A 19,491-nucleotide genomic window follows, 5' to 3' on the forward strand; every position below is an offset into this window, starting at 1 on the left:
ATAAAAAATCTTAGGCACTTTTCTTACCATGCAAGTTCTCCGATTTTCTTCCCAAACTCTTCCAAATGCTCGTCCCGGAAATCATGATGGGTGACAAAGCGTACCAGATCCGGACCAAACTTGACGGACTTGATATTTTTTTCGGAGAGTTTCCCCATGAACTCCTCCGGAGAAACTCCCTCCAAGCGGGCAATGACGATATTGGTCGCCACAGGCAAAATTTCTGAAACTACAGGAAGCTTGGCCAACATATTCGCTATTTCTTTAGCACGGGCATGGTCTTCTTTCAGGCGATCTACTTGATGGTCCAAGGCATAAATTCCTGCTGCGGCCAAAAAACCAGCCTGTCGCATGCCTCCGCCAAAAACCTTTCGGACTTTCCGGGCTCTTTTGATATCTGCTTTGGTTCCCAATAGCAAAGAGCCTACCGGGCAACCTAGTCCTTTGCTCAGACAGATGGAAATCGTGTCAAAATGCGCTCCCCATTCGGCCGGACTTTCTCCGGTTTCTACCAATGCATTGAACAGCCGGGCTCCGTCCAAATGAAGCTTAATTCCTTTTTCCTTACACAGCTGTGCGATCGGTTTGATCTCATTTAGGGTGTAAATACTCCCGCCTCCCTTGTTCATCGTATTTTCCAGAGAAACCAAAGTAGTCTCAGGCGCATGCACATCGTCCGGATTGATGGAAGCAGCGATTTGATCTGCATTGATTTTTCCCAAATTCCCATCCAACAACTTGACGGAAGCTAGGGAATTGGCCATGATTCCTCCTCCTTCATAGAGATAGATATGGGAATTCTGGTGACAAATCACCTCCCGCTGAGGTCCAGTATGGAGGCGAATGGCGATTTGGTTGGTCATCGTACCGGAAGGGCAAAAGAGAGCTGCTTCCATTCCAAATAACGCTGCGGCCTTTTCTTCCAAGGCATTCACTGTCGGATCTTCTCCAAATACATCGTCTCCCACTGGGGCGGTAAACATGGCCTCTTTCATTCCCGGAGTAGGCCGGGTCACGGTATCGCTTCTTAAATCAATAATCATTTGGTAAAATACTTTGCTTTTGAACTTGTTTTTGGGCTTAAGGACTGGATGGCAGCGGCAGCTTCGATGGGTCTGTCCGTGGCCAGGATATCGGCTCCATTTTGTACAAAACTCGCATAAAGCTGATCTCCTCTGGCCGCTGCACTTCTGTCCAAGTTGCCCAAAACACCCAATATTGTGAAAACTCCTCGATCGTGTAAGGCTTTGTTAAATTCAAAACTCCGCTCTGCCACGCCGGTAAAGGCAATCACCCTAGACCAAGGAATGCCGGTCTCTTCCAGTCTTTTGATCTCTTCCTCATTTCGTATCGTCACCGAGAGCATCAGGTCCGGCGCCAACATGTGAAGTTTTTTTGCCGCAGGAAACGTATAAGAAATCAAGGCCGCATAGGCCTCACTTTCGGTTTCCCGCACTTCTTCAATAACTTTTTCAAAAGGAACCGAACGCTTGATGTCAACCGTCAAGAGCGCTTTTCCCTTGGACCAAAGAAGTGCCTCCTTCAGCGTTGGAACTTTGAATTCGGTTAGGTTCCCTTCATTATCTTCCAAAAAAAGGCCTTGGATATAGGCAAAATCTACCTCCTCGACTTTTCCGGTTCCGTTGGTCGTGCGGTTCAAGTCGTCATCGTGCATCAACACCAAAACCGAATCCTTGGTCATCGCGACATCGAGCTCGATGACTGCTGGAGTGAATTTTAAAATATTATCAAAAGTCTCAATCGCATTTTCAGGAAAACCGGGATAAGGTCCTCCCCGGTGTGCAGAAACCATGGGGATTCTGTCCGAGGTCCATTCGTAAAAAGTATAGGTCTCATCCAGAGAAAATAACTGGATATGATTGGCCTCGACCTGAGATTCTACAATGTTTTCTTGGACTTGAACATTTTTTGGAGTACAAAAGCCAAGCAGTAAAAGGCAGGCAAGAAGCCCTAAATTTGGTTTAATCATGATCTTTTTTGACATCCTTTTTAAAGAAAATATCCAGGCTACTTTTCCGCTTTTCAAAGATTTCCTCCATATCCGAAAGTTCTAAGTTTAGCGCTTTCGTCGAAATTTGAATTTCTACCAAAGAAATCCCCAAAGCGATTAGGAGAGAAGCCATACTGGCTACAAATACCCAGTTGGCAGCGGAAGTTTGCCCTTGGAAAAGCAAATACATACAAATCACGCAGAGTAAAAAGCTAAAGACTCCGAAAAGCTGCATGTTTTTGATCAATGTCAGCCGGCGACGGAGGTTATGGATTTGTTCTACGATTAACTCTGAATCGGGCTCCTTCAGGTAGTTTTTGTGTAAGCCACGAATCAAAGTCGCAATGGCTAGAAAGCGATTTGTAAAAGCTAACATCAATAAAGTGATCGCAGAAAAAAGCAGGGCAGGGGTGGAGAGTTGGAGTTCCATAGGGTTAGAAAGTGCTTTCTGAAAGGGGAAGTTCGGCAAAAGCCATGAAAAAAGCCTGCTCTTGGGAAGCAGGCTTGATTTTTATTTCAATTTAAAATTATCCTATAAAACGAAAGGTCATCTTCATCATTTGAATTTTTCTTTATATAAATGCCTGATGGTAATACCAAATATTCACAAGTTATATCAGGAATCATTTTAGTTAATTCTTCGATATAAGCTGTTTTTAATTTTGAATTAAGGACCTCAAGGAAAATTCCACCATCATATAATTTGTTTTTGGAACTTGGTCCTTTTACCAATCTAAAGAAATTATCGCTATTTGGAATAGAATAAATAGGCCCAAAAGATATGTCGTTATTCCAAATTTTTGAGACTTCTATAAATTTTGAAAAATCAGAAATAGGCTCCTTAGGGAATTCATCTTTTTTTGATTTGAAATAGGGTGAGCCTGAGATTATTTTATAATTAAAAGGTTTTGATTTTTCTAGTATCCAAACTTCACTTGTGTGATAAAAAGAAATTATTAATCCCTGACTGGTTTCGGTAACATATGGTATAGTTCCTTTTTCTAAAGTACTTGATCCATATTTGAAACCTAGTTTGTTTTTTTCCAAAATCGATTCATCAGGGAATGGTAAAAAAGATAAACTGTCCGGGGTATGAAATTTGGCAAGCTGGTAATTTTTTTTTGTATCCGAATCAGAAAATAGTATATAAAAGTTGTTTTCTGAGCACTTAATGCAGTTTCCAAATTCAGAGGCTGGAGGTTGGAAAAAGTATCTTTGGATTTTACCGGGGAATTTTTGAATAATACTCTCTTTTTCAGTGAGTTTATTGTTGCTCTTGAATAATGTGTTTGCACCCTGAAATACGAGGTATTGTTCAACGGGATAAAAAATCACAAACTCAGGAAGACTATTTGGGCCCTCAATTTCAAGTTGATCCCCTTTTAAATAGTTTTCACTTGTAAAGTCTAAAGTATCTATGGATGATTCAAATTTGTTGAAGAAAATTACTTTATTTTTATCGGTATAAAAAGGTGCACTAATTTGATTAGTGTATAAAGATTTATCGGTTTTAAAATTAAGTTCTGATATAGTCAATTTCACGGAATCTAAATTTTCTTTTTGACTACATGAAATAAGGAATGCACAAAGTATTATCCCCAGTATTATGGATTTTGACATAAATACATTAAGCTTTTGATTCACTATAATTAACCAGCCTTGGCATATGCTAAAGCTGGTTAATCTAACTTAATTTATGCTTGCAGCGCAGCTTGAATTTGGACCATCCTCCTCATTTCTAAGAGTGAAAGAACCAGCATCACAATCTGTCACAGAAATGTTTCCGGCACAGCAGTTTTGGGAGACTTGAATCATAAATTCTAAAAGATTTCCACAGGTGTACCACGTAGAACCACCACAAGCATTGCTTTCTGTTGAAGCAAGGAAGAATGAGCCAAATAGAATGGCTGATGAAAGGGTTAATTTTTTCATAAAAATATTTAAGTTTAGTACCTTGTAAAGTAGTTTAAAAAGTGATTCTTTTTTTATTTTTTTTGAGTGGTTATTAATGAATTTTGAACGGATGTTATTTAGTTTATTTGATATTTATTTAACTGTAAGGTTTTGTTGTTCTAAAATTTATCCCCAGTCTTCATGAGAAAAATTTCATTCTCAACCTAAGCTACAACTTCACCCAATACCACCAATTTGTCCAATGTTGGAGATTTCGAGCCGCCTTTCGGTTCAATGGTGATCGCAAAGGCACCTGCTTCCGCCACGGCTTGCATTTGCTGCAAGGTGAATTTTTCTCCCGGATTGACTAATCCGATGCCTACTGGGCCATCTTTTCCAATAGCCCAAAGTTGATAATCAAATTCGGCAGAAAGTGAATTGAGCCTGTTCACTGCTACAAAAACTTCCTGGGCATTTGAGTCCCAGAAAACATCCACTTTCGCATCTTTTTGCATTGGGAAGCTCTCTCCCTTCATTTCCACCCGCTTAAATTCACCCGCCACAAGACGATCCAATCGGGAATCGGTTTCTTCATATTGAAGTTTTACCTGATTCAAATTGTCCGCCATGACTTGCTGATCCTGAAGCAAAGCAACAAATTTTTCCTCGGTGTCATAAAACTTTCCGGCGAAGTAGATCGCTGCCGCGCTCGTCAGAATGGCTACCAGGGAAGCCGCAATGGCAAATGATTTCCAAGGGCTGATTTTCACCACCTTGGTTTCTGAAGGTGCTGCACCTGATGAAGGAGTCGGCGATTCCTTGCTGGTTGGCTGTTCAGGCTTGAATTCATCTTCCAGAGAAGCAAATATTTTTTTCTTTATCTCTTGGGATGGATTTTTGCCGGTGGCTTGGTCAAAAGCAAACATAGCTTCTTCCAAAGCTTCTAGCTCCTGTTGGATTTCAGGATACGTTTTGGCTAGCGTCAGGACTTCCTCACGCTCACGCTCGCCTAGCTCTCCCAAAAGGAATAGCTCGAGTTTGCCTGATTCTATGTAGTCTTGAATATTCACTAGATGCTGTCTATGTTCTTTTTTAATACCTGCAGTGCCGCCCTGACACGTGATTTGACTGTTCCTAGAGGAATATCGAATTCCTCTGAAATCTCTGAATGGGTATATCCTTTGAAATAAATATACTCAATGATAAATTTTTGATCTTCGTTTAATTGACTCATCAGTTCTCTTACCCCAATCCCATCTACATGTTCTTGAGTACCGGATTGGCTCTCAAGTCCATATACGAAGTCATCAATGGTATTGGTCTTACCGGATTGTGAAATTTCCTTTGATCGTAATTTATCAATGGCAGAATTCCGGCAAATATTGGCCATCCAGGTGTATAAGCGGCCCTTAGACTCATCATAGGAGTTGATTTTTCGGGTGATTTTGATAAAGGCATCATGAAAAACCTCCTCTGCGATATCCTGATCTGAAATGATTCGGCAGATCACTGCGAAAAGTGCCCGGGAATACTTCTCGTAGAGATACTCTACGGTTTTCCGGTCTTGGCCACGTAGGCCTGCGATGATTTCTTCTTCCTGCAAATTTGGATGGGTTGAAATTCTATTTTGTTAAAAGTAAAACACCGGACCAAATGTTTTAGCCCGGTGTCTCATTTATTTTTGATAAATCTTGTCTTACAGGTGAATCACCTCGTCGTAAGCGGCAGCTGCTGCTTCCATAATCGCTTCAGCCATGGTTGGGTGAGGGTGTACTGTTTTGATCAATTCGTGACCGGTAGTTTCCAGTTTACGGATAGCTACAATCTCAGCGATCATTTCAGTAACATTTGCACCGATCATGTGTGCGCCAAGCAACTCTCCGTACTTCTTGTCAAATACCAATTTCACAAATCCGTCCTTCGCTCCGGCTGCGGAAGCTTTTCCTGAAGCTGAGAATGGGAACTTACCAATTCTTACATCGATACCAGCCGCTTTAGCTTTAGCTTCAGTCATGCCTACCGAGGCAATTTCTGGAGAGCAATAGGTACATCCCGGGATATTGCCGTAATCCAATGGCTCTGGATGATGTCCTGCGATTTTTTCCACACAAATGATACCCTCTGCAGAAGCCACGTGAGCCAAAGCTGGTCCAGGGACTACATCACCGATGGCATAATAGCCTGGCATGTTGGTTTGATAGTATTCGTTGACTTGAATTTTCCCTTTGTCCACCAAAATTCCAACATCTTCTAAACCGATGTTTTCCAGGTTGGAGACCACACCTGCTGCAGAAAGTACGATATCACATTCCAAGGTTTCTTCGCCTTTGGCAGTTTTTACAGTCACTTTGCAGCCTTTTCCTTTGGTGTCTACAGCAGTCACTTCAGAAGAAGTCATGATGGTCATGCCTGCTTTCTTGTAGATTTTTTCCAAAGCTTTGGAAACTTCTTCGTCTTCCACAGGGACGATTCTGTCCATAAATTCCACGATAGTCACCTCTGTTCCGATGGAATTGTAGAAGTAGGCAAACTCCACTCCGATGGCGCCAGAACCCACCACAACCATTTTCTTAGGCTGAGTTTCCAAGGTCATGGCCTTTCGGTAGCCGATGATTTTTTTGTCATCGATCTTCATGGAAGGAAGTTCTCGGGAACGAGCTCCCGTGGCGATGATGATATTGTCTGCGGAATAGACCGTCTTTTTCTCTTCTTTGTCAGTGACTTCGACTTTTTTGCCGGGCTGAACTTTCCCCCATCCGGCGATGATGTCGATTTTGTTTTTCTTCATCAAAAACTGAACGCCCTTGCTCATGCCGTCTGCGACGCTTCTGCTTCGCTTGACCATTCCTGAAAAATCCGCCTCGGCACCTTTGACAGAGATTCCATAATCTCCGGCATGGTTGATATATTCAAAAACCTGTGCACTCTTCAATAAGGCTTTGGTAGGAATACATCCCCAGTTAAGGCAAATACCGCCTAGTTCGGCAGCTTCTACGATGGCAGTTTTCAGTCCGAGTTGAGAAGCGCGGATTGCCGCTACATATCCTCCCGGTCCGCTTCCCAGCACGATCAGGTCATATTTTGTCGAAGACATATCTAAAATGAATTTGATTACAAGATGAAACTCTGCAAAAATAGGCCTTTTGGGTTCAGAAAAAAATCCAAATCGAGGTCTTCAATTGCAAAAAAACAGGGGTTAAGCCATTGATTTTTGAGGGATCAAGGGAAAATTTTAAGGAAATGAAAAATAAGGATGAATTCTTTTTTGAAGCTTGTTTTTGGGGAAATAATGCCTTGGAATAGAGGAGGATCGCTGAACCCGGCTTTTTCAAATCGAAAGTCCGGGAGTTTTTTCTAATTTTGGCCAAACAAAATTTCACACTTCATGGGATTACTTTCAGGAAAAACCGCATTGATCACCGGTGCCTCAAAAGGTATTGGAAGAGCTATCGCAATTAAATATGCGCAGGAAGGCGCGAACGTAGCTTTTACTTACTTATCCAGCGTAGAAAAAGGTCAGGCCTTGGAAGCTGAATTGGCAGCTTTCGGAATTAAAGCAAAGGGTTACCGATCTGACGCTTCTGACTTTAAAGCCGCCGAGGATTTGGTAAATGCGGTGGTTGCTGACTTTGGCGCCTTGGATATTTTGATCAACAATGCTGGGATCACCCGCGATAATCTGTTGATGAGAATGACCGAGGAATCCTGGGACGAAATCATGAATGTAAACCTGAAATCCTGCTTCAACACAGTTAAGGCTGCAACACGCACCATGATGAAAGCTAAGTCTGGCTCCATCATCAATATGACTTCAGTAGTTGGAGCCAAAGGAAATGCCGGACAGGCAAATTATGCCGCTTCGAAAGCAGGAATCATTGGTTTTACCAAATCTGTGGCTTTGGAGCTAGGATCCAGAAATATCCGTTGCAATGCGATTGCGCCAGGATTTATCGAAACTGAAATGACGGAAGTGTTGGACGAAAAGACCGTTCAGGGTTGGAGAGAAGCCATTCCGATGAAGCGTGGAGGCAAGCCGGAAGAAATCGCAGATGCCTGCGTATTCTTGGGTTCTGATATGAGTACCTATATCTCTGGTCAGGTGCTGCATGTGAACGGGGCGATGTATACTTGATTTACGATTTTAGATTTACGAATTACGAGCGGCTGAGGATACTCAGCCGTTTTTTTGGTTCATGAAAATTTATTTTGTTGAAAATCAAATATTTAGAAAAATAACTAAAAAAAAGATTCGCTATGTTTTCTTTCATGTAAAAAAAAACATAATATATTAAAATAGTTTTTAGCTATAAAACTTTTAATTCAATCTAAAACTTATTTAATTATGAAAAAGAAAATTTTTTTAATCCTCCTCATTTTAGTTTCAGGGGGAACCAATTTATTTGCAGCTTATCATTATCGAATGGAGAGAGAACCTTGCAATTCAGGGAGAGGTTTTTTTTATGTTTGTCGCCCATTTCCAAATATTGGGTGTAGTGTTGAAGCACAAACAGTATGCGATGGATATGGTGGTGGCATTGAGTAATTTAAGAAGGGCATTGCCCTTCTTTTTATTTTGGTTTTGTATTGGATGTGCCAAGAAAAAAATTGAAGATAGTACGACTGCTATTTCTGTTCCGATTGATTTGAATAAGTCCGAGAATGGTAATCTATCGGATGCATATCAATCAATAGCTTACCTTTTACTTGAAAATCCAGATACCCTACCTTTGATTAGACCTATGAAGGTTATTATGAGGGAAGAATTAATTGGGATTGAGGACAGAGGAGGTGAGAAGTATGTGTTTTATGATCAACATGGGAAACAAAGATTTAGTTTGTCTGCATCGGGTGATGGTCCTGGAGAATTTATTAGAACGGAAGATTTTCAGATTTTGGGAGAATCCATTTTGATAAAAGACCCATATTTGAATAAGATTTTGACATTTGATTTAAATGGAGTATTTAAGAAGGAGGAGAAATTACCATCAAACCAAGGCAACTTTTATAGAACTAATTCATCCACTCTTTTTTATTCTAAAAATGGGTTTGATTTGGGAGCATATTATTTCTTTAGATTTAAAGACAATACCTTCACGGGGATTTTAGAAGCTGATAAACGGTTGGAAGGAAAAGTATATTCTGGAAAGGATGGGTTTGTTCTAAACCCATTTACCAAGGAAATAATTTTTACAATCCCATTTGAAACAACTTCTGTAATTTTTTCAAAGGATGGTGAAAATATCCAAAAAATAAATTTTGATTTTGGTGGAGATCAAGCATCTATGGAAGATTTTCATCGATTAAATCCTCAACAATTTGACGAGAGGGTAAAAAATGAGGGTTTGGTTAGTGAGATTTCTTCCTTTTACCCATTGGAAGATGGCTATTTTTTAAGGGTGTTTAGAGGTGAAAAGGAGTTTCATGAGATTTTTTTAGATAAAGAATTTGTACCTACAGCTCAATTCAATAAGTATAAAAATGACCTAGATTATATGCCAATACGAAATTTACCCTGGTTTTTTTCGGAAAATAAAATTGGTTATATGATTCCATCTTTTCTATTTCTTGAGGACTATGAGAAAAAATTCCTTAATAATTCTGAGGTTGAAAAGAAAGGAAATATTCATCAATTCGTCGAAGAAAATAAATCTGAGTTAAAAAAAGATTCTTATGTATTGGTATTTTTAGAAGTAAAAAATTCTGTTTTCAGAAAATAATGTTTATGTCCTTTCCATAAAAAAGCCTCCTTCAGCCGTTTTTTTTATCAATTGGTCAATGTTGAAATTGTTTAGGTAGGAGCTTTTTTCTCTTTTTTAAATAGGAAAATCGTGATTGTTCTTTAGGGTTAGAAAAGGATTTTTCGAATTAGTTGATTGTCAAATAGATCCAATCAATTGATGGCTTTCGTATATCCTGCCAAAACAATCTTAACCTAAAATAATAAATCATGAGACCATCTATTCAAAGAATTTTGGGAATGACAGTAATGGCGTTTTTTGCCTTTGGCTGTCAAAACTTTCAGGAAGAAAGCCCAGTAATGAACCAGTTTCCAGAGGAAAATAGTGCTTTTGCCTCTTCAGAATTTGATCCCAATGCCAGAAAAGGGAATTTCCCTGAATTCGGAGCTTTTTTAACCGGTTCAGAAGAAGTGCCAGCCGTGAATTCCCCGGGAGCTGGAGCCGCCAGAATATCCCAAATTGATGCGAATACGCTGAAATTTGAGATAAGAGTAGCCAATACATCAGGAATAGCAGCTGCACATTTACATTTAGCTTCAGCAGGAATGAATGGTCCAGTGGTTGTATCTCTATTTTCTGCCCCAAGTCCCACGGGTTTGGTGAATGGGGTTGTTGCTGAGGGAATGATTGTCGCTGCTGACCTAGTAGGGCCATTCTCCGGAAAAACTATCAGAGATCTAATCAAGGAGTTTGAGGCCGGAAAAATATATGTCAACCTTCATACCTCTACCAATCCGGGAGGTGAATTGAGAGGTCAGGTCAGCGGTATTATGGCCAACGAAAACAAAAACTATAATTCCAAGCTCTCAGGAGCTAACGAGGTGCCTGCTGTCAGTACCAGCGCTACTGGTATTGCCAAGTTTAACTTTAATCAGGATACTTCAATGGCCACTTTCCAAGTGAATGTGGACGGTCTATCTGATGTAAGATTCGCACACATCCATTTTGCGAAAGCAGGCGTCAATGGACCAGTGGTTTATACTTTGAGAATGGATAAAGTCGAAGGACCAGTTTCTGGAGTTTATGCAAAAGGTGAAATTATGCCAAGCATGTTCTCAGGGAAAATGACAGGAGGCGACCTGATTATTCTTCGGGAGGCCTTCAGAACAGGCAATGCTTATGTGAATGTGCATACAGACCAATTTCCAGGAGGAGAGTTAAGAGGTCAAATCAATTAATTCCACCATTGAAACAAAAAGAGGCTGTTCCTAACGGAAACAGCCTCTTTCTTTTTTTCTAAGGGACGGGTCAATCTTTTCCCAGAAACGGATATCTATAGTCTTTCGGAGACACAAAGGTTTCTTTGATGGTGCGTGGAGATACCCAACGCAGCAAGTTGATCATGGAACCGGCTTTGTCATTGGTACCGGAAGCTCTTGCTCCTCCAAATGGCTGCTGTCCTACGACCGCTCCGGTAGGCTTGTCGTTGATGTAGAAGTTGCCAGCAGCATTTCTCAGCTTTTGTGAGGCTAATTCGATGGCATAGCGGTCCTGAGAGAATACGGCGCCCGTCAAGGCATATGGAGAAGTCTGGTCCACGAGCTCGAGTACGGTTTCGAAGTGCTCAGCATTGTAAACATAAACAGTCAATACCGGCCCAAAGATTTCTTCACACATGGTGGTATACATCGGATCTTGTACCAGCAGGACGGTTGGTTCGATGAAATATCCTTTGGACTTATCGAAATTTCCACCGGCGATTACTTCTACTCCCGGAGCGGATTTTGCCTGGGTGATGTAGCTGGAAATTTTGTCAAATGCCTTTTCGTCAATCACCGCATTGATGAAATTGGTGAAGTCCTCTGTTCCTCCCATTTTCATAGAGGCTAGGTCTTCGAGCATGTGTTTTTTCACATCTTCCCAAAGATTTGAAGGAATGTATGCTCGGGAGGCTGCAGAGCATTTTTGTCCTTGATATTCAAAGGCACCTCTCACCAATCCTACGGCTACCGCTTTTGCGTCGGCAGACTTATGAGCTAGAACAAAATCCTTTCCTCCTGTTTCACCCACAATCCTTGGATAAGACTTGTAGAGTTTGATGTTTTCTCCGATAGTTTTCCAGATGTGCTGGAATACGCCAGTAGAACCAGTAAAGTGAATTCCTGCAAAGTCAGGATGCTTGAAAATGACATCTCCTGCTGTAGGTCCATCCACATAAATCAAATTGATGACCCCATCCGGTACTCCTGCTTCCTTAAATACTTCCATCAAAACATTTGCAGAGTAGATCTGGGTGTAGGCAGGTTTCCAAACAATGGTGTTTCCCATCATGGCTGCAGAGGTCGGCAGGTTTCCAGCAATTGCTGTGAAGTTGAAAGGAGTCAAGGCAAACACGAATCCTTCCAAGGGTCTTTGCTCTACGCGGTTCCAAACACCATTTCCGGATACCGGAGGCTGTTGGGCGTAGATCTCGGTCATGTACTTGACATTGAAGCGAAGGAAATCGATAAACTCACAAGCGGAGTCAATTTCTGCCTGCATGGCGTTTTTGGATTGGCCAAGCATGGTGGCTGCATTGATTTTCGCCCGATAAGGACCTGCAATCAGGTCGGCCGCTTTAAGGAATATCGCGGCTCTTTGTTCCCAAGCGAGGTTTTCCCAAGCTTCTTTGGCTCCCAAAGCTGCATTGATTGCCTGCTCGACATGACCTGCATCTCCTTCATGAAAGTAGCCTAGGATATGTTGGTGATCATGTGGAGGAGACATGGGGCGTTTTTTATCCGTTCTGACCTCCTCACTTCCGATGTACATCGGGACATCGATCTGCTTGGATCGAAGCTCAGCAAGCATAGCCTGAAGTTCTTTTCGCTCTGGGCTCCCCGGAGCGTATGATTTTACCGGCTCATTTACGGGAGTCGGTACGTTGAAAAATCCCTTTAGCATTTTATTTGGAGTTTATGTTGATTTCTGAGTTGTCAAAGATAAGCCATCTCTTTGGAAAGGGGGTGATTTAGCTCACAAAAGCTCCTCAAGCTCCTTGAGATGGCGGATTTCGTATGTGGCTTTGATTTCGGTTTCTTTTCCCTCTGGGTTGAAAAACACCTGATCTATTTGAGCCCTTTGAGCACCTAAAATGTCTGAATTTGGGTTGTCTCCAATCATCAGGCAGTGGTCTGCTAGAGTTCCGAGTTGGTCCAATGCGTAGTGGAAAATTCTCGGGTCTGGCTTTTTGTGGCCGGTAGTCTCTGAAGTTACGACTAGATCAAAGAAAATATCCAAGCCTGAAGACTTCATCTTTTTGGCCTGAGATTCATTGAATCCATTGGTAATCACATGAACTCGATATTTATTCCGGAGATAGGTCAGGATTTCTTTAGAATAAGGGAAGACATGGGATTTGGAAGATGTGCGGTGCATGAAGTCTTCCTCAAACTCTCCGGGAATGGCAGCTACATTTCCTCCTGCATGATCGAAGATTCTGGGGAATCTTTCCTTCCTCAGGTTATGCTTGTCAATTTTTCCGACATTATACCAATCCCAAAGTTGAAAGTTGACGTGGTGAAAAGCCGCAAAGAATTTATCAAAAGTTTCGATTCCTAAGTTTTGAAGGGCATAATGGTGGTAGAGCTCCGATAGGGATTCGGTGACATTTCGATCGTAATCCCATAAAGTATGGTCCAGATCGAAGAAGATGTGTTGGTAAGTTTTCACAATTTAATCAGCGTCGGTATTGGTTATTTTGAATTTTGTTGATCGCCAGTTCGCGGTTGGATTTCAGAATTTCAAATGTCTCCTGATCCTTGAGTAGACTGGGATCTTTTTGAATAAACTTGAAAATCTGTTGAATGATTTCAAGATATTCTTCAAGGATGTAATAAAAGACCCATTGGTCAACCCGACGGCTCCCCAGAAGTCCGGCGTTTTTTAAGTAAATCAAATGCCGGCTGGTTTTAGTTTGAGTAAAATCCAAAATATGTTCCAAATCAGAGATGCTCAATTCCTTGTTTAACATCAGCAAATGAAAAATCCTTACACGGGGTTCTTCGGAAAGCGCTTTAAAAATTCGCAAACCATAGTTTAAACTGATATTTTTGAGTCTCATTTGTAAGTTTTAACTTGTGATAAGGGGGTGAAAATAAAATTTCGCCCGAAATTAGACTAAACAAGCGCCGCATTCGGAGCGTACTCTATAGAAAACACTACGTGAAAATTACAGCTTTACTTCCTTTTGTATTGGTTTTGGGGATCTTTTTCATCTCCGAAAATACTTTTGCCCAAGACCGGCAGGATAAAAAGGTTATCCAGCTTTCGGGGATTATTTTGAATTCAGACAGCACAGATGCTGTCCCCGGAGTCAATATCTACGTGCCCAAAAAAGGAAGAGGGACGGTGTCAGGTCGCTTTGGATACTTTTCCATGCCTGTGCTCGAAGGGGATAGCGTGGTTTTTACCTTCATTGGATTGAAAAAGCAGACCTTTAAAGTTCCAGAAACTGTCGAGAATGACAGAATCAGCCTAATCTTGACTATGGAAGTGGATGAGATTGCCTTGGCGGAGATCGAAGTCATGCCTTATCCGACAGAAGAGGAATTCAAGAAAGCGGTGGTGGCGATGAATGTGGTAGATCCTATGTCCATTAGCCGGACCAATATGAGCCCAGAGATGCTCCTGCGATGGGCTGAGACCATGCCGTCTTCAGCAAATGAGAATTTCCGATATTTCCAGCAAGGGCAATTGCTGCAAAATCAGGACTTATATGGGCCGAGACCTTTGAGGATTTTGGACCCTTTTGCCTGGTCACAGTTTATCAAGTCTATCAAGCGGGGTGACCTGAAAAGCAAATAATTAGCCTTCCCTCGTGGTAATTCAAATAAATCCTCGGGAAAGATTTGGTGAGTTTTGTTTAAAAGGATATCTTTGTGCCTCATTTCAAAAAGGCGAAAGAAAACTAGCTAATCATATGAAAAAAGATATTCATCCAAACTACAGAGACGTAGTATTCTACGATACCTCTAGCGAGTTCAAGTTTTTGACCAAATCTACTATCGAGACTTCTGAGACAATCGAGTGGACTGACGGCAAAACATATCCAGTGTACAAGATCGAAGTGAGCTCTGAGTCTCACCCATTCTATACCGGTAAGAAAATGCTTCTTGACACCGCAGGTAGAGTGGAGAAATTCAACAAAAGATACGCGAAGAAGTAATTCTTCTCCTCACTTTTCTAAAAAGTCTCCCGGAGCATGGATTCCGGGAGACTTTTTTATTTTTGCCCTATGATGCAAGTCCTTTTGTTTGACGATCCAGCAATCCGTGGATCACTTCTTCCTTTTACCTTTACCCGTCCTGTAGCAGATATTCGGGTGGGCATCCTGAAGATTTCTGAAAAGTGGAAAAAGCTTTCCGGAGCTGAAATTTCCTATTTGACACAGGATTACCTTCAGAAAAAATTCCCAGCGACTTCTTTGAAGGCGTTGGCAATTAATGGAGCCTGGATGCCTCAAAAAGGAGATTGGGAGATTCTACAAAACTTAAAAGAAACCGAAGCCTTGTTTTCCGGTAAGACTCTGTTGGCCGGCTATATCGGCGAGACCGAAAAAAACCTTTCAACGCTGGCGGAAAAGGATGTTGTCCAACTGCCCCATGAGCCGGCATTGCTTCAGAAAACATGGAATATTTTTCAGTTCAATGCCTCCGAAATCCGAAAGGATTTCGAACTGATTACTCATGGGAGAGTGTCCCAGAAAATCCAAGATCAGCACACCATAGTCTATGGTGCTGAAAATATTTTTATTGAAGAAGGAGCTAAAATCAAGGCAGCCGTCCTCAATGCGGAAGCCGGACCCATCTATATTGGAAAAAACACAGAAATCCAGGAAGGATCCCTGATTCGCGGACCTTTTGCCCTTTGTGAGGGCTCCACGATCAATATGGGGGCGAAGCTCAGGGGTGACACTACAGTGGGTCCGTATTCCAAAGTAGGCGGAGAGGTGTCCAATTCAGTCATTTTTGGCTATTCTAATAAAGGCCATGAAGGATTTTTGGGCAATTCGGTGATTGGAGAATGGTGCAATCTTGGGGCAGATACAAATACCTCCAACTTGAAAAATAACTATGCTCCCGTCAAAGTTTGGGATTATACCAAAGGAGGATTCTCAAATACCGGTTTACAATTTTGTGGGCTGATGATGGGAGACCACAGCAAATGCGGAATCAATACCATGTTTAATACCGGAACAGTGGTCGGAGTGGGAGCCAATATTTTTGGAGACGGCTTTCCCCGGAATTTTATCCCATCCTTTTCCTGGGGTGGCGCAGCCGGATTTACCACTTTCTCAATCCCTAAATTCGAGGAGACTGCCAAGGCAGTATTTGGAAGAAGGGGTAAAGAATGGACCGAGGAAGAAAAAGAAATATTGGCCAGGGTTTTTGAATTGACCAAATCCTATAGAATTTGGGATAAAACCTCCTGATCGTCATCTATGCAGTTTTCAGAAATTCCAGGTTTATCCGAGACCAAAGAAAAGCTACTCCACGCCGTTGAGAATAATCATCTGGCGCATGCGCTGCTATTCCATGGCCCCGAAGGTTCGGCAAATTTGACCTTGGCCCTGGCCTTGGCTACTTATCTCTTTTGTGAAAACAAGGATGGGAAGGACTCTTGCGGGACTTGCTCTTCCTGTCAGCGGATGAAAAAGCTGATCCTTCCAGATCTAAACTTTGCCTTTCCGGTAGTGGCTTCCAGCAAGGAGGACGAGAAAGAGGACGATGAGAAGGACGCCAAAACAGATATTCTCGGGAATTGGAGAAAATTTGTCACCGAGCAGCCTTATGGCAATGTCCATGATTTTATCTATTTCAATGGCTTTGAAAAAAAGCAATTGAACATTTCCAAAAATGCTGCCCGTAAGATCATTCAAACCCTCTCCTTGATGTCATTTGAGGGAGGATACAAGATTATGCTCCTCTGGGCTCCTGAGTACCTTCACCCTTCTGCGGCTAACTCTTTGCTGAAAATCATCGAAGAACCGCCAGCCAAAACCATTTTCATGTTGGTCACTTCCCAAGCCGATCAGCTACTCACTACCATCCTTTCGAGAACACAAAAGATTCTCGTAAGGGCCTTTTCGGATGAGGAAATACAAGATCACCTGGTGAGCTCAGGCCTTTGTGAAGCTAAAGCCGCGGAGCAAATCGCCATGCTTGCCGATGGAAACCTTCGGGAAGCCTATCGGTTGTTGGATCAGGTGGAGGACCAGACTGTCAGACAAGTTAGAGATTGGTTCAGAATGTGTGCCTCCAGAAATTTAAAAGATATTTTTGCCCTATCGGATGAGTTTCATAAGTATGACAAAGAGGCACAAAAATCTCTGATGCTAGCCGGCTTGAATGTAGCTCGTGAAATTTTGTTGAAAAACCTCGACCTGGATAATTTGCTTCGTACTACGGAGGAGGATAGAGATTTTATCAATAAAATCAGCAAAAATGTCCTGACCGAGGATCATGCTCAGCAATTATACCAAGCTTTTAACCAAGCTCATTATCACTTGGAGCGAAATGGAAATGCGAAAATGATTTTTACGGATCTTTCCATGGAAATCTTCCTGATGATGGCCAAAACCTTAAAATAATGGGAGCTAAAATCATTGGAAGAAAAGAAAAAATCACCCTCCCGGAATTAGGTTTGAATCTGGTTTGGGCCAAAATCGATACTGGAGCCTACACGAGCAGCCTTCACGCCGAAGAGATTCGGCTCGAGGAAAAAGACGGGAAAACGGTCCTGAAATTTCAGGCCTTGTTGCCCGGACACCAGAAATTCTCCGGAAAAACCTTGGAGTTTGAAAAATTCAGAGAAAAAAAGGTCAAAAACTCCTTTGGGCAGACCGAGGTGAGATTTTTGATTGAAACAAAAATCCAACTTGCCGGAGAGACTTTCCGTGCAGAATTTACGCTTACGGATCGATCCAGCATGAAAAACTCCATCCTGCTGGGACGAAAAATTCTTCGGGGAAAATTCCTCGTCGATGTATCCAAAATCAACATGGGAAAACCCTACCGACACCACAAATGAAAATTGCTATCCTTTCGAGGAACCCTAAATTATACTCTACCCGAAGACTTTTTGAGGAAATTCAAAAGGCAGGTCATGAGGCCATGATCGTAGATCATAGCCTTTGTGATTTGATCATTGAGCAGGAAGGTCCTTCTATCATTTATAAAGGACAAAAGCTCGAAGGCATTGATGCCATCATTCCCAGGATTGGGGCTTCTATTACCTTTTATGGCACTGCGGTAGTCCGTCAATTTGAATTGATGGGTGCGTTTTCAGTAGTCAATTCCCAGGCAGTAGTTCGAAGCAGAGACAAGCTTAGAAGTTTGCAGATTCTTTCCAGAAACGGTTTGGGAATGCCCAAAACTGCTTTTACCAATTTTTCCAAAGGGGGAGAAAAGCAACTGCTGGAGCAAGTCGGCGGTGCGCCGGTGATCATCAAACTCCTGGAAGGAACTCAAGGACTTGGGGTGGTCTTGGCAGAAACAAAAAAAGCAGCCCAATCCGTAATCGAAGCCTTTCATGGCTTGAAAGCGAGAATCATTGTTCAGGAATTTATCCGTGAGGCCAAAGGAGCAGATATCCGTGCCTTTGTGGTCAATGGAAAAGTAGTGGGTGCAATGAAGCGCCAAGGAGCAGAAGGGGAGTTTCGCTCCAATCTTCACCGGGGAGGAGTAGCGACTGTCATCAAGCTTTCTCGAGCCGAAAGGTTGGCGGCACTGAACGCAGCAAAAGCCTTAGGCTTGGATGTTGCTGGGGTGGATATGCTTCAGTCTGCAAGAGGACCTTTGATTTTGGAGGTAAACAGTTCCCCGGGTTTGGAAGGAATTGAAGCTGCCACGGGCGTGAATGTGGCCGGAGAAATCATCAAATTTGTGGAAGATGGTGTCAAAAAAAGATCTTCCAAAAGAGAAAAACACTAAATGAATCGAGCGATTAAAATCGGAACCCGTGGAAGTAAGCTGGCCCTCTGGCAAGCCTATCACGTGGAAGAATTATTGAAAAAGGCGGGGCTGGAATCCCAGATAGTGATCATTGACACCAAAGGAGACCAAATTCTGGATGTGTCTATCGCGAAGATTGGTTCCAAAGGAGTTTTTACTCAAGAGCTGGAAGATCAGCTTTTGGATGGAAGAATTGACATTGCGGTGCATTCGGCAAAAGACATGCAGTCCAACCTAGGGGAGGAGTTTGAGATCATCGCTTTTACTGAAAGAGAAAAAGAAAATGACATCATTCTTTCCCGAAAAAAAGATATTTCCCTTCGGGATTCTTCCAAGCCATTTGTCTTAGGTACTTCCTCAACGAGGAGAATTGCTACTCTGAAGCATTTTTACCCCCATATTCAAACTGTTGATGTCCGGGGAAATCTCCAGACTAGAATCCGGAAAATGGAAGAAGGTCTTTGTGATGCTTTGCTTTTAGCTTATGCAGGAGTACACCGGATGGGATATGAGGAGATGATTGTGGAGTATTTGGATTTGGAAGAGTTCACACCAGCTGTGGGACAGGGTTCAGTGGCCGTTGAATCCGCCAAGAAACTTGACCCAAGTTTGCGCTCTCAAATCATTGATGCTTGTAACCATCCGGAGACCGAAGCTAGACTTCGAGCCGAACGAGCTTACCTGAGGGTCTTAGAGGGAGGATGTAGTATCCCGGTTTTTGCGCTAGCAAAATTATCTCAAGGTCAGTTGAGCCTGAATGGGGGAATAATCAGCCTAGATGGGAAAAACCGCATTTCTTTCGAAGTAAAAGGATCCTCTTCTGCCCCCGAAAAACTAGGCGAAACCTTGGCTGGAAAAGTTCTAGACGCTGGGGGAAAAGAAATCCTAGCAGAAATAAAAAAAGCACAATCCTGAT

The 19,491-nt window shown here is 42.2% G+C and carries 21 protein-coding genes; 10 read left to right on the plus strand and 11 right to left on the minus strand.

Going from position 1 to position 19,491, the window contains the following annotated elements; translation table 11 throughout:
• Nucleotides 1–23: 23 nt before the first annotated feature.
• The 8 genes from G458_RS0104850 to lpdA form a co-directional block, all read right to left on the minus strand.
• Nucleotides 24–1,043 carry a threonine aldolase family protein gene (locus tag G458_RS0104850; protein ID WP_026950903.1) on the minus strand — a complete coding sequence of 340 codons (1,020 nt, stop codon included), beginning with the start codon at nucleotides 1,041–1,043 and terminating at the stop codon, nucleotides 24–26.
• Nucleotides 1,040–1,990 carry a glycerophosphodiester phosphodiesterase family protein gene (locus G458_RS20215; RefSeq protein WP_035467846.1) on the minus strand — a complete coding sequence of 317 codons (951 nt, stop codon included), beginning with the start codon at nucleotides 1,988–1,990 and terminating at the stop codon, nucleotides 1,040–1,042. The genes G458_RS0104850 and G458_RS20215 overlap by 4 nt, the downstream gene beginning before the upstream one ends.
• Entirely contained in the window at nucleotides 1,983–2,441 is a 459-nt protein-coding gene (locus tag G458_RS0104860; protein WP_026950904.1) for a DUF2721 domain-containing protein, read from the minus strand. Before G458_RS0104860 ends, G458_RS20215 begins: the two co-directional genes overlap by 8 nt.
• Nucleotides 2,442–2,527: 86 nt before the next feature.
• Nucleotides 2,528–3,631: a hypothetical protein gene (locus G458_RS0104865; RefSeq protein WP_157359706.1), complete on the minus strand. Its 1,104-nt coding sequence runs from the start codon at nucleotides 3,629–3,631 to the stop codon at nucleotides 2,528–2,530.
• Between the two features lie 69 nt (nucleotides 3,632–3,700).
• Nucleotides 3,701–3,943 carry a hypothetical protein gene (locus G458_RS0104870; protein WP_026950906.1) on the minus strand — a complete coding sequence of 81 codons (243 nt, stop codon included), beginning with the start codon at nucleotides 3,941–3,943 and terminating at the stop codon, nucleotides 3,701–3,703.
• Nucleotides 3,944–4,128: 185 nt separating this feature from the next.
• Nucleotides 4,129–4,974, minus strand: coding sequence for an anti-sigma factor (locus G458_RS0104875; RefSeq protein WP_026950907.1), 846 nt, complete (start codon nucleotides 4,972–4,974; stop codon nucleotides 4,129–4,131).
• Nucleotides 4,974–5,507, minus strand: coding sequence for an RNA polymerase sigma factor (locus G458_RS0104880; RefSeq protein ID WP_026950908.1), 534 nt, complete (start codon nucleotides 5,505–5,507; stop codon nucleotides 4,974–4,976). Before G458_RS0104880 ends, G458_RS0104875 begins: the two co-directional genes overlap by 1 nt.
• Nucleotides 5,508–5,600: 93 nt before the next feature.
• Nucleotides 5,601–6,998 carry a dihydrolipoyl dehydrogenase gene (gene lpdA / locus G458_RS0104885; protein ID WP_026950909.1) on the minus strand — a complete coding sequence of 466 codons (1,398 nt, stop codon included), beginning with the start codon at nucleotides 6,996–6,998 and terminating at the stop codon, nucleotides 5,601–5,603.
• A gap of 291 nt (nucleotides 6,999–7,289) precedes the next feature.
• Here lpdA and fabG point away from each other — a divergent pair, with 291 nt between their 5' ends.
• The 3 genes from fabG (at nucleotide 7,290) to G458_RS20220 (ending at nucleotide 10,820) form a co-directional block, all read left to right on the plus strand.
• Complete coding sequence (fabG, locus tag G458_RS0104895; RefSeq protein WP_026950911.1) at nucleotides 7,290–8,036, plus strand: 3-oxoacyl-[acyl-carrier-protein] reductase; 747 nt, start codon at nucleotides 7,290–7,292, stop codon at nucleotides 8,034–8,036.
• A 268-nt stretch (nucleotides 8,037–8,304) separates the two neighbouring features.
• Nucleotides 8,305–9,621, plus strand: a complete 1,317-nt coding sequence (locus tag G458_RS0104900; protein WP_026950912.1) for a 6-bladed beta-propeller — start codon at nucleotides 8,305–8,307, stop codon at nucleotides 9,619–9,621.
• A gap of 230 nt (nucleotides 9,622–9,851) precedes the next feature.
• Nucleotides 9,852–10,820, plus strand: a complete 969-nt coding sequence (locus G458_RS20220) for a CHRD domain-containing protein (protein WP_035467809.1) — start codon at nucleotides 9,852–9,854, stop codon at nucleotides 10,818–10,820.
• A gap of 70 nt (nucleotides 10,821–10,890) precedes the next feature.
• Here G458_RS20220 and pruA read toward each other — a convergent pair whose 3' ends face one another.
• The 3 genes from pruA to G458_RS0104920 all read right to left on the minus strand — a co-directional run bounded on the left by pruA (nucleotide 10,891) and on the right by G458_RS0104920 (nucleotide 13,684).
• Nucleotides 10,891–12,525 carry an L-glutamate gamma-semialdehyde dehydrogenase gene (gene pruA, locus G458_RS0104910; RefSeq protein ID WP_026950913.1) on the minus strand — a complete coding sequence of 545 codons (1,635 nt, stop codon included), beginning with the start codon at nucleotides 12,523–12,525 and terminating at the stop codon, nucleotides 10,891–10,893.
• Nucleotides 12,526–12,597: 72 nt separating this feature from the next.
• Complete coding sequence (locus G458_RS0104915; RefSeq protein WP_026950914.1) at nucleotides 12,598–13,293, minus strand: YjjG family noncanonical pyrimidine nucleotidase; 696 nt, start codon at nucleotides 13,291–13,293, stop codon at nucleotides 12,598–12,600.
• Between the two features lie 7 nt (nucleotides 13,294–13,300).
• The gene (locus tag G458_RS0104920) at nucleotides 13,301–13,684 is read right to left on the minus strand and encodes an ArsR/SmtB family transcription factor (protein ID WP_026950915.1); all 384 of its coding nucleotides are present in this window, start codon (nucleotides 13,682–13,684) and stop codon (nucleotides 13,301–13,303) included.
• A 107-nt stretch (nucleotides 13,685–13,791) separates the two neighbouring features.
• Between G458_RS0104920 and G458_RS0104925 the strand changes: the two genes are divergently transcribed.
• From G458_RS0104925 to hemC, 7 genes are all read left to right on the plus strand, one after another.
• Complete coding sequence (locus G458_RS0104925; protein WP_157359718.1) at nucleotides 13,792–14,427, plus strand: carboxypeptidase-like regulatory domain-containing protein; 636 nt, start codon at nucleotides 13,792–13,794, stop codon at nucleotides 14,425–14,427.
• Nucleotides 14,428–14,542: 115 nt separating this feature from the next.
• Nucleotides 14,543–14,788, plus strand: a complete 246-nt coding sequence (locus G458_RS0104930; protein ID WP_026950917.1) for a type B 50S ribosomal protein L31 — start codon at nucleotides 14,543–14,545, stop codon at nucleotides 14,786–14,788.
• Between the two features lie 69 nt (nucleotides 14,789–14,857).
• Entirely contained in the window at nucleotides 14,858–16,054 is a 1,197-nt protein-coding gene (locus G458_RS0104935) for a GlmU family protein (RefSeq protein WP_026950918.1), read from the plus strand.
• Between the two features lie 9 nt (nucleotides 16,055–16,063).
• Complete coding sequence (locus G458_RS0104940) at nucleotides 16,064–17,212, plus strand: DNA polymerase III subunit (protein ID WP_026950919.1); 1,149 nt, start codon at nucleotides 16,064–16,066, stop codon at nucleotides 17,210–17,212.
• On the plus strand, nucleotides 17,212–17,652 hold the full coding sequence (locus tag G458_RS0104945) for an ATP-dependent zinc protease family protein (protein WP_026950920.1): 441 nt from the start codon (nucleotides 17,212–17,214) through the stop codon (nucleotides 17,650–17,652). The genes G458_RS0104940 and G458_RS0104945 overlap by 1 nt, the downstream gene beginning before the upstream one ends.
• Nucleotides 17,649–18,554: a 30S ribosomal protein S6--L-glutamate ligase gene (rimK, locus tag G458_RS0104950; RefSeq protein WP_026950921.1), complete on the plus strand. Its 906-nt coding sequence runs from the start codon at nucleotides 17,649–17,651 to the stop codon at nucleotides 18,552–18,554. Before G458_RS0104945 ends, rimK begins: the two co-directional genes overlap by 4 nt.
• Entirely contained in the window at nucleotides 18,555–19,490 is a 936-nt protein-coding gene (hemC, locus tag G458_RS0104955; protein WP_026950922.1) for a hydroxymethylbilane synthase, read from the plus strand.
• The last annotated feature ends 1 nt before the right edge of the window (nucleotide 19,491 follow it).

The sequence above is a fragment of the Algoriphagus mannitolivorans DSM 15301 genome (assembly GCF_000429425.1).
Taxonomy (GTDB): domain Bacteria; phylum Bacteroidota; class Bacteroidia; order Cytophagales; family Cyclobacteriaceae; genus Algoriphagus; species Algoriphagus mannitolivorans.

Bases quoted from the DNA above. Each gene is read 5' to 3' on its own strand.
- G458_RS0104945 (WP_026950920.1), top strand. From the start codon at position 17,212: ATGGGAGCTAAAATCATTGGAAGAAAAGAAAAAATCACCCTCCCGGAA.
- rimK (WP_026950921.1), top strand. From the start codon at position 17,649: ATGAAAATTGCTATCCTTTCGAGGAACCCTAAATTATACTCTACCCGA.
- G458_RS20215 (WP_035467846.1), bottom strand. From the start codon at position 1,990: ATGATTAAACCAAATTTAGGGCTTCTTGCCTGCCTTTTACTGCTTGGC.
- G458_RS0104920 (WP_026950915.1), bottom strand. From the start codon at position 13,684: ATGAGACTCAAAAATATCAGTTTAAACTATGGTTTGCGAATTTTTAAA.
- hemC (WP_026950922.1), top strand. From the start codon at position 18,555: ATGAATCGAGCGATTAAAATCGGAACCCGTGGAAGTAAGCTGGCCCTC.
- fabG (WP_026950911.1), top strand. From the start codon at position 7,290: ATGGGATTACTTTCAGGAAAAACCGCATTGATCACCGGTGCCTCAAAA.
- G458_RS20220 (WP_035467809.1), top strand. From the start codon at position 9,852: ATGAGACCATCTATTCAAAGAATTTTGGGAATGACAGTAATGGCGTTT.
- G458_RS0104865 (WP_157359706.1), bottom strand. From the start codon at position 3,631: ATGTCAAAATCCATAATACTGGGGATAATACTTTGTGCATTCCTTATT.
- pruA (WP_026950913.1), bottom strand. From the start codon at position 12,525: ATGCTAAAGGGATTTTTCAACGTACCGACTCCCGTAAATGAGCCGGTA.
- G458_RS0104930 (WP_026950917.1), top strand. From the start codon at position 14,543: ATGAAAAAAGATATTCATCCAAACTACAGAGACGTAGTATTCTACGAT.
- lpdA (WP_026950909.1), bottom strand. From the start codon at position 6,998: ATGTCTTCGACAAAATATGACCTGATCGTGCTGGGAAGCGGACCGGGA.
- G458_RS0104935 (WP_026950918.1), top strand. From the start codon at position 14,858: ATGATGCAAGTCCTTTTGTTTGACGATCCAGCAATCCGTGGATCACTT.
- G458_RS0104870 (WP_026950906.1), bottom strand. From the start codon at position 3,943: ATGAAAAAATTAACCCTTTCATCAGCCATTCTATTTGGCTCATTCTTC.
- G458_RS0104940 (WP_026950919.1), top strand. From the start codon at position 16,064: ATGCAGTTTTCAGAAATTCCAGGTTTATCCGAGACCAAAGAAAAGCTA.
- G458_RS0104850 (WP_026950903.1), bottom strand. From the start codon at position 1,043: ATGATTATTGATTTAAGAAGCGATACCGTGACCCGGCCTACTCCGGGA.
- G458_RS0104860 (WP_026950904.1), bottom strand. From the start codon at position 2,441: ATGGAACTCCAACTCTCCACCCCTGCCCTGCTTTTTTCTGCGATCACT.